The 15,077-nt window shown below is 49.0% G+C and carries 14 protein-coding genes and 1 tRNA gene; 6 read left to right on the top strand and 9 right to left on the bottom strand.

Annotated features, from left to right (window positions below; translation table 11 throughout):
* Positions 1–49 precede the first annotated feature (49 nt).
* The 3 genes from rpsU (at position 50) to rpoD (ending at position 4,215) form a co-directional block, all read left to right on the top strand.
* The gene (gene rpsU / locus J1C60_RS02880) at positions 50–265 is read left to right on the top strand and encodes a 30S ribosomal protein S21 (protein WP_001144069.1); all 216 of its coding nucleotides are present in this window, start codon (positions 50–52) and stop codon (positions 263–265) included.
* 119 nt (positions 266–384) lie between these two features.
* Positions 385–2,130, top strand: coding sequence for a DNA primase (gene dnaG, locus J1C60_RS02875; protein WP_128178510.1), 1,746 nt, complete (start codon positions 385–387; stop codon positions 2,128–2,130).
* Positions 2,131–2,373: 243 nt separating this feature from the next.
* Positions 2,374–4,215, top strand: a complete 1,842-nt coding sequence (gene rpoD, locus J1C60_RS02870) for an RNA polymerase sigma factor RpoD (RefSeq protein WP_128178511.1) — start codon at positions 2,374–2,376, stop codon at positions 4,213–4,215.
* Positions 4,216–4,279: 64 nt separating this feature from the next.
* Here rpoD and mug read toward each other — a convergent pair whose 3' ends face one another.
* Positions 4,280–4,807 carry a G/U mismatch-specific DNA glycosylase gene (mug, locus tag J1C60_RS02865; protein WP_128178512.1) on the bottom strand — a complete coding sequence of 176 codons (528 nt, stop codon included), beginning with the start codon at positions 4,805–4,807 and terminating at the stop codon, positions 4,280–4,282.
* A 304-nt stretch (positions 4,808–5,111) separates the two neighbouring features.
* Between mug and J1C60_RS02860 the strand changes: the two genes are divergently transcribed.
* Positions 5,112–5,188: transfer RNA gene (locus J1C60_RS02860), tRNA-Ile, on the top strand.
* Between the two features lie 316 nt (positions 5,189–5,504).
* On the opposite strand, the gene J1C60_RS02855 is transcribed toward J1C60_RS02860, so the two are convergent.
* From J1C60_RS02855 to J1C60_RS02825, 7 genes are all read right to left on the bottom strand, one after another.
* Positions 5,505–6,515 (bottom strand): TauD/TfdA family dioxygenase, encoded by a 1,011-nt coding sequence (locus tag J1C60_RS02855; protein ID WP_128178513.1) that lies wholly within the window; start codon positions 6,513–6,515, stop codon positions 5,505–5,507.
* Positions 6,516–6,602: 87 nt separating this feature from the next.
* Positions 6,603–7,142, bottom strand: coding sequence for a LeuD/DmdB family oxidoreductase small subunit (locus J1C60_RS02850; RefSeq protein ID WP_128178514.1), 540 nt, complete (start codon positions 7,140–7,142; stop codon positions 6,603–6,605).
* Positions 7,132–8,487, bottom strand: a complete 1,356-nt coding sequence (locus J1C60_RS02845; protein ID WP_128178515.1) for a 3-isopropylmalate dehydratase large subunit — start codon at positions 8,485–8,487, stop codon at positions 7,132–7,134. Before J1C60_RS02845 ends, J1C60_RS02850 begins: the two co-directional genes overlap by 11 nt.
* A gap of 108 nt (positions 8,488–8,595) precedes the next feature.
* The gene (locus tag J1C60_RS02840; protein ID WP_128178516.1) at positions 8,596–9,822 is read right to left on the bottom strand and encodes an MFS transporter; all 1,227 of its coding nucleotides are present in this window, start codon (positions 9,820–9,822) and stop codon (positions 8,596–8,598) included.
* On the bottom strand, positions 9,822–10,424 hold the full coding sequence (locus J1C60_RS02835; protein ID WP_128178517.1) for an L-threonylcarbamoyladenylate synthase: 603 nt from the start codon (positions 10,422–10,424) through the stop codon (positions 9,822–9,824). The genes J1C60_RS02840 and J1C60_RS02835 overlap by 1 nt, the downstream gene beginning before the upstream one ends.
* An 11-nt stretch (positions 10,425–10,435) precedes the next feature.
* On the bottom strand, positions 10,436–11,662 hold the full coding sequence (locus J1C60_RS02830; protein WP_128178518.1) for an HlyD family secretion protein: 1,227 nt from the start codon (positions 11,660–11,662) through the stop codon (positions 10,436–10,438).
* A gap of 10 nt (positions 11,663–11,672) precedes the next feature.
* Positions 11,673–12,149 carry a YbhB/YbcL family Raf kinase inhibitor-like protein gene (locus J1C60_RS02825; protein ID WP_128178519.1) on the bottom strand — a complete coding sequence of 159 codons (477 nt, stop codon included), beginning with the start codon at positions 12,147–12,149 and terminating at the stop codon, positions 11,673–11,675.
* A 234-nt stretch (positions 12,150–12,383) separates the two neighbouring features.
* On the opposite strand from J1C60_RS02825, the gene J1C60_RS02820 reads away from it, so the two are divergent.
* Together J1C60_RS02820 and J1C60_RS02815 are read left to right on the top strand one after the other, a co-directional pair.
* Positions 12,384–13,163, top strand: a complete 780-nt coding sequence (locus tag J1C60_RS02820; RefSeq protein WP_128178520.1) for an L-threonylcarbamoyladenylate synthase — start codon at positions 12,384–12,386, stop codon at positions 13,161–13,163.
* 40 nt (positions 13,164–13,203) lie between these two features.
* Entirely contained in the window at positions 13,204–13,797 is a 594-nt protein-coding gene (locus J1C60_RS02815) for an L-threonylcarbamoyladenylate synthase (RefSeq protein WP_128178521.1), read from the top strand.
* On the opposite strand, the gene J1C60_RS02810 is transcribed toward J1C60_RS02815, so the two are convergent.
* Positions 13,781–14,695 carry a LysR family transcriptional regulator gene (locus J1C60_RS02810; RefSeq protein WP_128178522.1) on the bottom strand — a complete coding sequence of 305 codons (915 nt, stop codon included), beginning with the start codon at positions 14,693–14,695 and terminating at the stop codon, positions 13,781–13,783. The genes J1C60_RS02815 and J1C60_RS02810 overlap by 17 nt on opposite strands.
* Positions 14,696–15,077 lie beyond the last annotated feature (382 nt).

Below are 15,077 nucleotides of genomic sequence, written 5' to 3'. Positions count from 1 at the left end.
CTGGCACTGACGCCAGCCGCAAAACCGAATTTATCGAGGTGAGAGTTACATGCCGGTAATTAAAGTACGTGAAAACGAGCCATTCGACGTAGCACTGCGTCGCTTCAAGCGTTCTTGTGAGAAAGCAGGCGTTCTGGCTGAAGTTCGTCGTCGTGAGTTTTATGAAAAACCAACGACCGAACGTAAACGCGCTAAAGCTTCTGCAGTAAAACGCCACGCGAAGAAACTGGCTCGCGAAAACGCACGCCGCACTCGTCTGTACTAATTTCTTCTGGAGGCTTGCCTCCATCGCGTGACCAACGCAGACAGAGTCATTAAAGAGGCCGTGCTTTCCGGAAGGAATGCGCGGCTTGTTCTCGTTTATGAGCAGAACAATCGGGGCTTATGGCTGGACGAATTCCACGCGTATTTATCAATGACTTGCTGGCTCGCACCGACATCGTCGATCTTATCGATGCACGCGTGAAGCTCAAAAAGCAGGGCAAAAATTACCATGCGTGCTGTCCGTTCCATAACGAGAAAACCCCCTCATTCACCGTAAATGGTGAAAAACAGTTTTATCACTGCTTCGGCTGTGGCGCCCATGGCAATGCTATCGATTTCCTGATGAATTACGACAGACTGGAATTCGTTGAAAGTATTGAAGAGTTGGCGACTCAGTACGGGCTGGAAGTGCCTTATGAAGCCGGTAATGGCCCAAGCCAGTTAGAACGGCATCAGCGCCAAAGCCTGTATCAGTTAATGGAAGGCTTAAGTACCTTCTATCAACAGTCGCTGGCACAGGAGAACGCTGCTAACGCACGTGATTACCTGTCCCAACGCGGATTAAGCACTGACGTCATCAAACATTTTGCTATCGGCTTTGCACCCGCAGGGTGGGATAACGCACTAAAACGCTTTGGTCGTGATAAAGAAGATCGTCAGTCACTCATTGATGCTGGCATGCTGGTTACCAACGATCAAGGACGTAGCTACGATCGTTTCCGCGAGCGCGTGATGTTCCCGATTCATGACAAACGCGGAAGAGTTATCGGTTTTGGTGGACGCGTATTAGGTGATGGAATGCCGAAGTACCTTAACTCACCGGAAACCGACATTTTTCATAAAGGCCGCCAGCTTTATGGCCTGTACGAAGCGCAAAAGAACCATCCAGAACCCGCTCGTCTGTTGGTTGTGGAAGGTTATATGGATGTGGTGGCGTTAGCGCAATTCGGCATCGATTATGCGGTTGCCTCACTTGGCACCTCAACGACAGCTGACCATATCCAACTTCTTTTTCGTTCCACCGATAACGTAATTTGTTGTTATGACGGCGATCGTGCCGGACGTGAAGCTGCCTGGCGTGCATTAGAAACCGCATTGCCTTACATGACTGACGGACGTCAGCTACGCTTTATGTTCCTTCCTGATGGGGAAGATCCGGATACGTTGGTGCGTAAGGAAGGCAAAGCCGTGTTTGAAGCGCGGATGGAGCAGGCGATGCCGCTCTCCACGTTTCTGTTTGAAACGTTGATGCCGCAGGTGGATCTCAGCAGCCCGGATGGTCGTGCGCTGTTAAGTACCCTGGCTCTGCCGTTAATCGGCCAAGTCCCTGGCGAAACGTTACGTATCTATCTGCGTCAGCAGTTGGGAAATAAGCTGGGCATTCTTGATGACAGCCAGCTTGAACGCTTAATGCCTAAGGCAGCAGAAAATAGCAAAGTCGCGCCGCCGCCCCAGCTAAAACGCACAACTATGCGTATACTGATAGGACTGCTGCTGCAAAATCCGGAACTGGCACCACTGGTACCACCGCTGGCAGGCTTGGATGAGACCAAACTGCCGGGTTTACGCCTGTTCAATGAGCTGGTCGGCTACTGTTTATCGCAGCCCGGGCTGACGTCCGGACAGATTCTGGAACATTATCGTGGCACAAAAGAAGCCGCGACCCTTGAAAAGCTGTCGATGTGGGACGATATAGCAGACAGGGACATTGCAGAAAAAACCTTTACCGACGCGCTGGATCATTTGTTCGATTCCGCGCTAGAGCTCCGGCTCAACGATTTGATCGCGCGTTCACGCACTCAAGGGTTAACTCAGGCTGAACGCGAAGAAGTGCGGGTGATTACCGAAGCCCGTGCAAAGAAATAAATAATGACTGTCCTGGCAAGAGCAGTACAACGGCACCGTTAGCCTGAACGCTATTTGCGTTTACGATGACAGCCACCAGGCAGCGAGCAGAACCTTAGCGGCTTAAGTGCCGATTATCATTCGGGTCCAGAACCCGAAAGCCGCAACGAAGGCAGCGGCAATAATCCAAAAGCCTCAACTGTTATTGTTGGCTGCATAGCTGACCGACACCAATCTAATTAACAGAAGTGTGGATACCGTCTTATGGAGCAAAACCCGCAGTCACAGCTTAAGCTACTTGTCACCCGTGGTAAGGAGCAAGGCTATCTGACCTATGCCGAGGTCAATGACCATCTGCCGGAAGATATCGTCGACTCCGATCAGATCGAAGACATCATCCAGATGATCAACGACATGGGCATTCAGGTTGTAGAAGAAGCACCTGATGCCGATGATCTGATGCTGAACGAGAACAGCAGCGATACCGACGAAGATGCAGCAGAAGCTGCCGCTCAAGTCTTATCCAGCGTTGAATCTGAAATTGGACGCACCACCGATCCGGTTCGCATGTATATGCGCGAAATGGGTACCGTTGAGCTGCTGACGCGCGAAGGCGAAATCGACATCGCTAAGCGTATCGAAGACGGTATCAATCAGGTACAGTGCTCCGTTGCCGAATACCCCGAAGCGATTACTTATCTGCTAGAACAGTATGACCGCGTTGAAGCAGGCGAAGCTCGCCTGTCTGACTTAATCACCGGTTTTGTCGATCCGAACGCCGAAGAAGATATCGCGCCTACTGCAACCCATGTGGGTTCAGAGCTCACGGAAGAAGAGCGCGATAACGATGATGACGAAGACGAAGACGAAGATGACAATGCTGAGGACGATAACAGCATCGATCCTGAACTGGCGCGTGAGAAGTTCACTGAACTGCGTACCCAGTACGAAGTCACACGCACAGTGATTAAAGCTAATGGGCGCAGCCACGCGAAAGCAGCCGCTGAGATCCAGAACCTGTCCGACGTGTTCAAACAGTTCCGCCTGGTACCAAAGCAGTTCGATTTCCTCGTCAACAGCATGCGTACCATGATGGATCGCGTTCGTACTCAGGAACGCCTCATCATGAAACTCTGTGTTGAACTGTGCAAAATGCCGAAAAAGAACTTCATCACGTTGTTCACCGGCAACGAAACCAGTGAAACCTGGTTTAAAGCCGCGCTGGCGATGAATAAACCGTGGTCTGAAAAACTGAATGAAGTCTCAGATGACGTGCATCGTAGCCTGCAAAAATTGTCACAGATTGAAGAAGAAACCGGCCTGACGATCGAGCAGGTAAAAGATATTAACCGTCGTATGTCAATCGGTGAAGCGAAAGCGCGCCGTGCGAAGAAAGAGATGGTTGAAGCGAACTTACGTCTGGTTATTTCTATCGCCAAGAAATACACCAACCGTGGCCTGCAATTCCTCGATCTGATTCAGGAAGGTAACATCGGCCTGATGAAAGCGGTTGATAAGTTTGAATATCGCCGTGGCTATAAGTTCTCAACTTACGCCACCTGGTGGATCCGTCAGGCTATCACTCGCTCTATCGCCGACCAGGCGCGTACCATCCGTATTCCGGTGCATATGATTGAGACCATCAACAAACTCAACCGTATTTCGCGCCAGATGCTACAAGAGATGGGCCGTGAGCCAACGCCGGAAGAGCTGGCCGAGCGTATGCTGATGCCGGAAGACAAAATCCGCAAGGTGCTGAAAATTGCCAAAGAGCCTATCTCTATGGAGACGCCGATTGGTGATGATGAAGATTCACATCTGGGTGATTTTATCGAAGACACCACGCTGGAGCTGCCGCTGGATTCCGCCACCTCAGAAAGCCTGCGTTCCGCAACGCATGACGTTCTGGCGGGGCTGACCGCGCGTGAAGCGAAAGTACTGCGTATGCGTTTCGGTATCGATATGAACACCGACCACACGCTGGAAGAAGTGGGCAAGCAGTTTGACGTGACCCGTGAACGTATCCGTCAGATTGAAGCGAAGGCACTGCGTAAGCTGCGCCACCCAAGTCGCTCTGAAGTGCTGCGTAGCTTCCTCGACGATTAATCGTCTGAGCAAGCAATACGCCCGAAAAACCCCGGACCTCCGGGGTTTTTTATTGGCTAATCGGCTACAGGCCTCGCATCGCCAACGCATGCTCCAGTTCGCGATAAGCGTCTGCCATCTCCTCCTGCGACGCCCGATTAAGCCCGCTGGGATTGGGTAACACCCAAACCTCCGTTTCCCCAATGGTAACCGACTGCCTGCCCCACTCCACCTTACTCTGACGAAAAGCGCGCTTAAACGCCTCCTTCCCCAAAATCGCCAGCGCCCGCGGCTGATAGTGCAGCATTTTATCAACCAGCAGCTTACCGCCGTCTCGCAGTTCAGAACCCGACAGCTCACTGGCCTGCACGGTCGGCCGTTCCACCAGCATGGTGATCCCGCAGCCCGTATCCAGTAGCTTAAGCTCCTCTTCGGGCTTCAGCGGGTTCAGGGTAAACCCCGCCTGCCAGATCGTCTTCCAGAATCGATTCCCCGGATGCGCAAAGTGAACGCCTTTATGCGCCGACGATTTCCCTGGATTAATCCCGCAAAATACCACCCGCAAACCCGGTGCAAGAATATCGGTAATCGGATTGTTGTTCGTTTCGTTCATCTATTCTGAGTCCTGCTATCCTCTATTCGCCGCAGCCTGGAGCACGCCGATTGCACGCATCGGCGGCCGCCTCGCCTGATAAGATGTTCAACGCTGATACTCTCAGTTATTCAGACCGCAATAAAATAGAAAGTATAACGTCCTCCTCCTCACCCTGTTCCTTCATGCGGGTCAAAACGGGCCCACACCAATGAATACGTTATATTCCCGCACCGTTATGATACGGCTTAATTGCTGTAAAAACAGGCAACTGAATGCTAAGCGCTGGATTGCACCGCAGAGTTACTTTATAATCCTGCCCCACGGCCCCTTAGCTCAGTTGGTTAGAGCACGCGACTCATAATCGCTTGGTCGCTGGTTCAAGTCCAGCAGGGGCCACCAAATTTTAGCTTCAAAATCATATAATTAAGCCACTCTACAGAGTGGCTTTTTTGTTTTCTCGTTTTTAAGTGGTGATAAAATAGCAGGATTTTAACTGCTATTAACAAAAAAACGCGCGCGGCGGGTGATCTCTATGAAAAAGTCGCGTTTTAGTTGACCAATAGAATGACAAGTTAACCTAATTAAACAACAAATTCAGGCTCCGTCAGCCTAAAATTATCCATCAGTGATTACCAGAGTCATCCGATAACATACTGAAAACCCGCATATTACAAGCCCTGCGGGCTTTTTTTATTTCTGTAAGTGCCTGTCGGGCTTACTCTGCCACCACAAAACCGGGCAGATCAGAATCGAAGTAATTGTGGTATGTATTCATCACTTCAGGATTACGGAAACTGTATGTTTTCAGCAACCAGCGTTTTTCCGCCGAATAAGGATCATTGACCTGGATAATTTCCCGGTTATGCAAAGAGTCCTGGTTAGCAAAGGAGAACAGGTCGCCTTTATTAATCGCTACCCGACCTTTGGCCGCTTTGGTGATGGATACTTTCAGGTCAATCAGCGCTTTAATCGCTTCCGCTGGTGCATCCGGGGCATAGGTGGTTCGTGTGTCGTAGTAACGGAACGTGTGAATATTCTCAAGGACGGGATGCAGTTCAGAATCAACCTGACTGGAGTTAGAATCGCGGGAATATTCATCGAAAGGGGTAATAAACAGAGGTTTGCGTAACCACTCCTGCGATTCCGCTTTCAGGTTCTCCAGAATCGCTTTACCATCCAGGTAACCGGTAAAAATCAGGTTTTCAGCACTGCAACGCATGCCTAATAAGCTCAGGAAATCGGCTCGCACAGGGTGAGCAGTACGATCGTTGTGGAAGTACAGTTCGCCATCCGTTTTTTGAGTTTGTGTGTTGCTGTATTTTTTATCGGCGTAAACATCATGGAAAAAATCACCATTGTTGCGTGTTCGGTACGCCAGCAATGGGGAATCAGTGAGCTGAGCAAATAGTTCCAGCAAAGCCTCACCCACAAAGGTCAGCTTTTTTGCATATTTATCATTAACGGGATTCGTTTGATCGAATTCCGGTAGGATCGTATCGAGTGGAACGTTCCTCAGCAAATGCGCGTTGATACCATGATCTTTACGCTCTTGCCTGACGCGCTCGCAGGCCCGAACAAAAAAAACAGGCACCAACCCATTTTCAATCAGTTTAGTTATGGATTGTTTGAACAGTTTATAGTCTGTATAGGGGCTGATCGTGATGCTGCTGATAAGTTTTGATAGCTCATCTTTTTGAAGATCGTTAAACTCTAGCTGGGTAATCATATTTTGATTGCCTTGTGTACACTCAAAACAGGCGCTGCACCCTGAGAAAGTAAGGCGTCTTGTTTTGAGTCTTTTGGTTGTAGTGGATTATATCTTTCCTGTTTGCCTTGCATAAGCGAACAAGCCACCCGCAGTGACAATATTCGCAAGTTCCCCTACCGGAGCGGTTTTCAGAACCCCATCAGCAGTGCCGATCTGATGAGCGTCTAAATCTATTTCGATAATATCGCCTGTTTTCAGCACATCTGTATCATAGCCCTCACTCAGAGTGACGGGCATTAATTGTCCCGTGGATACACAATTGCGAAAAAATATGCGGGCGAATGATTGAGCGATGACAGCTTTCACACCTGATGCCCCCAGCGCCACCACAGCGTGTTCTCGTGAAGAGCCACAGCCGAAATTTTTCCCGGCAACAATAATGTCGTACCCAGCCCGCAGGGTCTGCGGATTAATAAAAGGAAGGGCACCTTCTGGCAATCCACACATAGCAAGCGAAGCCAATTCTTCACGCCCCTCAGCAGAGGCTGGATTAATTTTCAAATATTCAGCTGTTAATATCTGATCGGTATCGATATTGTCACCTAACACATAAACTGTACCGCGTATTACCTTATTAATAGTCATTGGTTAAGTACCGTTCTGGATTAGTAATAAAACCGGAAACTGCAGCGGCAGCAACAGCATAAGGTGAAGCCAGATAAATCATCGCGCCTTTATTACCCATTCGCCCAATGAAGTTACGGTTAGTCGTTGAAATGACGCTGATGGGATCGCGGACCCTGCCAAAGGTATCCGCGGGGCCGCCGCAACAGGCCGCGCATCCCGGTTCGGAAGATAATTTTACCCCTGCACGCGTAAGGATCTCGTAAACAGAAACGCCCTTTACCTGAGTGGTAATGAGATTATGCAAAACCTCTTTCGTCGCAGGTACAGCATAGGTTGGAATGGCCACTTTACGCTGCCACAGTATTTGTGCAGCGGCGATAAAGTCAGCGGTTTTTCCTCCGGTGCATGAACCAATATACGCCTGCGAAATGGCAATATTTTCGAGTTGCATAACCGCAACAACATTATCCGGTGAATGTGGACGTGCGATAACGCTAGTTAATGTCGATACATCAATATTTATTGTCCGGATATAGCGGGCATTCTCGTCCGGTGTCACAACGGTAAAAGGGATTTTAGTTCTCTCATCTAAATAATCCAGCGTTGCTTGATTCGGCACCATAATGCCATTTTTAGCGCCGCACTCCACAACCATGTTGCACATTGTCATCCGTTCTTCGACCGATAATTCATCGATAACACTCCCCGAGAATTCGATGGCATTATAGGTCGCGCCTTCCACGCCGAGCTCTTTCATTAAGACTAAAATTAAATCTTTTGCCTGCACGCTTTTTGCTTTTTTCCCGAAGTAGTTCACCTTGATAGTTGCAGGAACCATCAGCGGTATTTCCCCTGTTCCCAATGCATACGCACCGTCTGTAATGCCAACGCCAATGGCGAAGGTACCAAAAGCACCGGCGGTAACGGTATGGGAATCGGTACCCAGTAACACTTCTCCAGGGCGGGTATGCCCCCCTTCGGCCAGACCAATATGGCATACGCCTTTATAATCGGCAGTACCGACATCATAAAAATGGGTAATGCTCTGCTCTTTTGCAAACTCGCGCATCACTCGAATATTCTGATTTGCCTGCGGGTCCGCAGAATATACAAAATGGTCGGGGATCATAATAAAACGGTCCGGATCCCATACTTTTGCATTTTCGCCAAATTCTTTTTTAAATACGCTGGCGACGCCTGGTGTGCAAGGGTCATGAGACATCAGAATATCAATATTCACGAAAATAACCTCACCGGGTGAAACATGCGCCCGGTTACTGGCTTTCGCGATTATTTTTTCAGTTAACGTCATTCCATACTCGATATTTATCGAGGCAGAATTTTCAGTTTCGTGGATATTCATTTTACTCTCCTCATTATCTAATGAGGAAATTACACCGCACAAAAGATGTGCTTTCAACGCGAATCCATAAGAAGCGCTTTTAGTTTCAGTATACGTACTGATTGTTGCTCAGATGGAACTGTGCTCTCTACTCCGCAAGTTTTTTAAGTAAAATACAGCTGATACGCATACCACCGAAATATAGAACAAACAGAAGATCAGCATCAACGTGGTGAAACCTTTACTGACTAACAACCAGGCCCCCACAGCCAGTAAGAACGTATTGATCAAACCGAAATCCCGTTCCATGCGGGAAAAAATGTGCATGCGCTCAGCAGGCGAGTTCGCGGAGAGATCAAGATTGGCGAGCGTTATCGGACGGATCGTACCTGAACCAAACCCCAGCAGTACCAGCGCCAGTAAACCCGAAATAAAATAGTCTATCCCTTTTGCTGATAACCACTCATTGCAAGCAAAAAGCCCAAGCGCTGCCGACATGAAAAGGCTTGTCGTCGTCAAAAGTGCAGCAACGCCAAATCGTGTAATAAAGGGGCCGGCAATCCTGATTGCTCCCCAGGAAGAGAGCGTAAAGCAGCTCAGAACCGCACCAAAAAGCAGAGGATCGACATTCACCATAATAAAATAAAAAGGAATAAAGCCAATAAAAGGTGCGAGCGTAAAACTCCTTGAGATGGAATAGAACATCATCCAGAACAATTGATCCGTCCTGGGGGAAAACGCTGGATTATCATTAGATTGAGCTAATTTTTGTCCTCCACTCTGAGTACGAATCACAAATATACATCCAGAAGAGATCATACTCACGGCGATCGCTGCCATAAATGGCCATTGAGGGTTATAGTCAAACAATATACTACCCAGCGAACCAGCAATCAGCGTGGCAATAAACATACCGCTTTGTGACGTCGTCTGGATCTGCATAAATCGATGCTGATCCCCCTCAGTTAGCTGGCGCAGCAGAGCGGCATCCGTGGTCAGGGCGATAGTAAATCCTGCGCCGCCAAGCAGCTGCGACACGACTAACAGAGGGAGGTTAACCTCACTCTGTCGGGTACTCCATAGCATCACCCCCATCCCCAACGCCTTCATCAGTTCGCCAAAGATTACCGTCTGTTTGGGTGTGCAAAAACACAGCAGCCACCCTGGTATTCCACTACTGAACGTGCTCGTCAATCCGTACAGCGCCAGTAGAAAAATAATACGGTACATCCCCATATCTATCGACCAAAAATAGAGCAATAACACAGGGAGATGGAAATAGCAGCGGGATACAATACGGTAGGCCAGAAATAACCGATGGTTACCCGACCCGGGATGTAACTGGCGCGACGTCATTACGAAAGTATCGACATAATATCAATATCACCCTTACGGAGGATTGTAATCTCCTTCCCCAGCAGAGAGACAATGGTACTGGAGAGCGTTGTTACAGGACGCTGCGACGCGGGCAAAATATAACCTACGCGTGTACCAAACGTCTGCCGGGCAGCGTCAATGTCAATCAGACAGCCAGACTCCTCCCCTGAAAGATTAGCGGAACTCATCCCCAACGGGCGACCAAACAGCGCAATGACCTGCTGAAGTACCCTCTGATGATTACACACCAGCGAGACCGACTCCGGCTTCAGATAAGGATTTAGCGGAACCTTATCCGATGCCGGAACCACGAGGTTCAGCGCTCCGGGCATCACGGCAATGAGTTTGTTAAGAGCATCGCGATGAAGGACCTGAGAAACATCAATGTAGTCCCATACCTGGTCTGGCTGGGCAACGAATAGCGTAAGAGGTTTTTGTCGATCGCGCTTTTTGAGGTCGTAGATTTTCTTACACGCTTCACTATTCCACGGATCCGCAGCAAGTGCGTAATTGGTGTCAGTAGGAACCAGGACCACATCGCCTCGTTTAAGGGCGGCAACCGTGTTGTGTATATGCTGCATCTTTTTTCCTGTTAAATGTTGACCGTAACGCTACGTCCCGCAAGACAAAAGCTCGCAGGATCCGGCACGTCTTTCCAGTCGATATCGATATGAGCGGTCAGGACTTTCACCGGCAGCTGCCGCCGTGCAATTTCTGGCGGTGGTTGAACATCTCTTTCACCCACGGCTACCCGCCCACTACCCGCACGGAGAGTTTTGATCGTGCCTTTCCATGTCGCCGACGGTGATGTCGTCAGACGAACCGTTACGGCCATACCCGGCAGAAGCTTGTCGGCATCTGCCTCATCAAAAAATGCGTCTACCCATCGGGTATGGCAATCCAGAACTCGCATGATCCGCGTGCCGTTTTCCACACTTGCGCCACTTTCCTCGCTAATATCCCAGATGACGCCGTCAACGCTGCTGAGTAACGTTGCCTGTTGCCGTGAGTGAAGCAGCGCAGCCACTTCCTGAATGCTTTGCGTTGTCGCCTGCAGGCGGGCAATCAGCTGTAGTTTTTCTTGCTGCATGTTCTCTATAGTAAGGGAGATATCACGCTGGTTTTGCTGTGGTGCATCAAGCGTTCTGGGCCCCGTCAGTTGAAGCCCTGATTTCGCGGCATTCACCTCCAGCAGCCGCTGACGTAGTTCAGCCGCTTTCGCCTCCTGGCTCGCCTGCAAGACTCGCGTATTGCTCTTGCGCTCTTCATACTCCATGCGACTGATGAAGTGCTGCCTGAAAAGATTTTCATACCGCTGGAGCTGCTGCCTGGAGAATGTAGCCTGGGCTGAAATCGCACTAAGTTCCTCTTTCAGCTGCACGAAAGCCGCATCCGACTGCTTCTCACCGAGCTGATGCTGCACCCGGCTTTCCGCAAGATACTGCTGCTGCTGCTTCTGATACGCCTGCAGGCGCCGATCGATCCCCGTAATTTGTTTATCCAGATCGGCACGCTGAATCTCCAGCAAACTTTTCTGGGCCACTAATCCCGGGATCTGATCGTTAGCCTGCGTCGTTAGTACGTTTCCCAGAGGCTGTTGCATACGAACCACCTGACCGGGCGTTATTTCCTCCCTCAAAATAAGTTGTCCGGGCAGCGGAGAAAGCACCGTGGATATTCGGCCATTGATAAAGGCTTCCTTACTTGAGACCCCGATACCGACATAAAAAAGCACAATAAGGATCAATAACACGACGCCCACCACGCAGGTTCTGAAAACGGTACGCCGGGTAAAAACACGTCTAATAGGGTTAATCACGCCCGCCTCATTAACGCTTGTAAAGCGTGATGACGCTGGTTTTCTCAAGGGTATGCATATTAATCAGGAAGCGGATAACGGCATTCGGCAGGTCCGGTGTAACGCCCAAGTCATCGCAACTTAATGCATGCAGGGTAAAAATATAGCGGTGAGGAATATCGCCTTCTGGTGGACAGCAGCCCCCATAACCAAAGGCGCCAAAATCAGAACGGGCCTGTGCAATGCCAGATGCGACCTCAGGGTTTCCGGCCCCCGCCGCAAGAGTGATGGCACTGGCGGGAATATTCCAGGCGACCCAGTGCCAGAAACCGCTACCCGTAGGGGCATCAGGATCATATACGGTAACAGCAAAACTTTTGGTTTGTTGCGGCGAGTTCTGCCAGCATAGCGCTGGAGAGACATTATCGCCTTTTCCACCAAAATCATTATATTCGTTTTCTTTTGAGAGATAACTGTAGTCATTCAGACCTTCAATTAATAGTTTCATAGCGTAGAACTCTTTTAAGGAATCGGCATGTGCCAGTGGGTGGTCATATTGGTAACCGATGAAAAGCGAAACTGGTAATGGAATTAACCAACTTGGCGAATTGCCCAGGAATAAGGCTATATTGTTCCCACATTGAAACAATGCTGTGAAAATTTCTCTGCAAATTGCACAGACTGTTTTTAATCGACATCCTTGCTCTTAATTTATGACACCAGTGCAGTGCGGGGAGAATCAATGATGAATAAGAAAATCGAGTGGAATGGTCAGGTTCAGCAAGAAGCCATTACGGTATTATCTGCTGACGGTGGTATGATTGTTTGCCCAACTAAGGTGGGCTATATCATTATGACTTCAGATAAAGAGGGGCTGGAAAGAAAATTCGAAGCCAAACAGCGAAACCGTAATAAGCCAGGCGTGGTTCTGTGCGGAAGCATGGAGCAGCTGAAATCGCTGGCGGTTCTGAATCCTGAGATTGAGGCATTTTATCAGACTCACTGGGATGCAGACATCTTACTGGGCTGTATTTTGCCATGGCGTCAGGAAGCTATCGATCAATTACCGGAAAATGGTCTGAAAGATCTGATGATGGACGGCAGAAAAACCAGCTGCTTCGTGATTAAATTTGGCAAGCCTGGAGAGTTGATTGCTAAAGAGCTGTGGGAAAAGCACCACAAATTCTCATTCGCCAGCTCTGCTAATCCGTCAGGAAAAGGTAATCGTGGCATGGTGGAATTGATTGGCGATCGTATTGAAACGCACGCGGATTTAATTATTTGCGCCAATGATTATGTTAAATCTATTCAGCCTGATGAAACTCAGGAGAGCCGGTACGAACAAGGCGTGATGGTATCGATGGTGGACAGCCAGGGAAAACTGGTCCCTGAGCAGGCCGGAACCAGAAAAGTCACACCTTGCCCGGTATTAATTCGCAAAGGCCTGGACGTGAATAAAATAATTAATTTCATGTCAGCTCAGTTTAATTCCTGGGATTATCGCCACGGCGATTATTATTAAGCGCCCAGTTTTTTCAGCGTCATAGTGGAGAAGGATAGCCATGTCATTTGTAGACAAAGCCACCACCGTTTTGCGTAACAGTGGAACCATCCTTATTCCCACTGATACCCATTTTGCTCTTGCAGCCGACCCATTCTGCCCGGATGCGGTGGAAAAAATGACGCTGTTAAAAACATCACTCTGTGCAAAAGAGTTGACGTTTTGCTTCTGCGATGTGGCCGACATATGGGAATGGGTGGATGTCAGCCCGTGGCAAAGAAACAAAATTGAAACGCTCAGCCGGGCCTGTTGGCCCGGTCCCCTGAAAATCAGCCTGCGGAAAAACCCACGGGCAACCGCGCTCGTCGGAACAGGTGCTATCCTGCCAGTAGTATGTGTAAAAAATAGTCAGATGCGAAACATCATTAGTCGGCTTGGCAGACCGTTGGTGGTTATTCCGGCAGGTTATCCCCAGGATGAGAACGACCTTGTCAGCTTTACGCTCGCCCGGGAAGATATGGGTGACATTGTAGATCTGGTCGTACCATCCAATTGCAAAAATCCGAGCCGGATGGCAACCACACATATCTCTTTACTGGACGATAAAGTATCGGTCATCCGACACGGCGAGTTGGATATCAGCCGCTTTCTTTAATCTCCGCAGCGGAAACCAAATGCTGGAGTTCATCACTAAATCGCTTAATACCTGACGTCATCGTATTTTTGTTTTTCGACAGTAACCAGACTTTATACTCATCCATTTTCCAGCCAGGTAAGATCCGAACGAGTCGCCCTGTTGAAATACTCTCACGAGCAATATAATTCGGCAGATAAGCGATACCAAGCCCAGAGAGCGCCATATTGACCAACGCGACGCTGTTATTACTTCTGAAGCGGCTTTGCACGTCAATATTGACCTTCTGCTTCTCTTTTCTGAACGACAAGGAAACCGTGTACGCTACCCCGCGAAACAGGATAAAATTGTGCGCAGGGAGATCTTTCGGTGTCAGGATCGGCCGCATTCTGGCGATGCAGTCAGGTGTAGCGTAGAGCCCCCACTGGATTGAGCACAAAAATTTAGTATGTTCATGGGTCGGCGTATCCTGAGTTACAATGACCGACAGATCGTACGGGCTCTCTTTGATATCTACCGCTTTATCTGATAAATCGAGGTCTACGTTGGCCATAATATTTCTTTCTAAGTACTTGTTTAACGCTGGCACAACATACTCTTTCCCAAACGTAACAGGGGCAAGTATTTTTATCGTTCCTGCGGGTTCCTCATAATAATCCCGAATAAAACGCTCCGCTGCGCGCAACTCATTCAGTATTTTAAAGCAGTGCTGATAGTAGCTTAACCCCAGTTCCGTTATCTCTATTTTACGGGTAGTACGCTTAAGCAGCATCGCACCTAGTCGTTTTTCAAGCGTGGATATATCCCGGCTAACGGATGACTTTGACACTCCCAAAGAGAGTGCAGTCTCGGTGAAACTCAGCGTTTCTACTACACGCGCGAATACCACCATCGGAATTAAATTCTCGATTTTTTCCATTATTCACCTGTACCAGACCAGTAAACACGACATGATGATTAGTGGCAAAAGTTCCTGTCATCGTCAAGTAAAAATGTCCCCGATAACGCTAACTTAACCGCGATAATTAATAAATACATTCCAGAGGGGCATATTCCTGGACGAATGAAGAGATATATACCCTAAATAATTCGAGTTGCCTGACAAAACGGCGGATCGTTTTGAACAGCGCTTGCGCTGGCCCCGAAGAGGTGAGGCCATAAGGCCGAATCACGCGGCGACGCCGTGAATCCCCGGGAGCTTACTGGAGTCAGTGACCGGGGTGAACGAGGAAAGCCAACGTACAAGCAACGTGAAGTATGACGGGTATATATCATCTGTTTCGGATAAAAAACGCAAAAGG

It is taken from the genome of [Pantoea] beijingensis (assembly GCF_022647505.1).
In the GTDB taxonomy this organism is placed as follows: Bacteria; Pseudomonadota; Gammaproteobacteria; order Enterobacterales; family Enterobacteriaceae; genus Erwinia; species Erwinia beijingensis.
Note: the sequence above shows the minus strand (reverse complement) of the source record. Positions and strands in the feature narration are given on the sequence as shown.

Coding starts and splice junctions, on each gene's coding strand:
- J1C60_RS02835 (WP_128178517.1), bottom strand. CDS start 10,424: ATGCAGCATATACACAACACGGTTGCCGCCCTTAAACGAGGCGATGTG.
- rpsU (WP_001144069.1), top strand. CDS start 50: ATGCCGGTAATTAAAGTACGTGAAAACGAGCCATTCGACGTAGCACTG.
- J1C60_RS02855 (WP_128178513.1), bottom strand. CDS start 6,515: ATGATTACCCAGCTAGAGTTTAACGATCTTCAAAAAGATGAGCTATCA.
- J1C60_RS02825 (WP_128178519.1), bottom strand. CDS start 12,149: ATGAAACTATTAATTGAAGGTCTGAATGACTACAGTTATCTCTCAAAA.
- mug (WP_128178512.1), bottom strand. CDS start 4,807: ATGAACGAAACGAACAACAATCCGATTACCGATATTCTTGCACCGGGT.
- J1C60_RS02845 (WP_128178515.1), bottom strand. CDS start 8,487: ATGAATATCCACGAAACTGAAAATTCTGCCTCGATAAATATCGAGTAT.
- J1C60_RS02810 (WP_128178522.1), bottom strand. CDS start 14,695: ATGGAAAAAATCGAGAATTTAATTCCGATGGTGGTATTCGCGCGTGTA.
- dnaG (WP_128178510.1), top strand. CDS start 385: ATGGCTGGACGAATTCCACGCGTATTTATCAATGACTTGCTGGCTCGC.
- J1C60_RS02820 (WP_128178520.1), top strand. CDS start 12,384: ATGATGAATAAGAAAATCGAGTGGAATGGTCAGGTTCAGCAAGAAGCC.
- J1C60_RS02840 (WP_128178516.1), bottom strand. CDS start 9,822: ATGACGTCGCGCCAGTTACATCCCGGGTCGGGTAACCATCGGTTATTT.
- J1C60_RS02850 (WP_128178514.1), bottom strand. CDS start 7,142: ATGACTATTAATAAGGTAATACGCGGTACAGTTTATGTGTTAGGTGAC.
- rpoD (WP_128178511.1), top strand. CDS start 2,374: ATGGAGCAAAACCCGCAGTCACAGCTTAAGCTACTTGTCACCCGTGGT.
- J1C60_RS02815 (WP_128178521.1), top strand. CDS start 13,204: ATGTCATTTGTAGACAAAGCCACCACCGTTTTGCGTAACAGTGGAACC.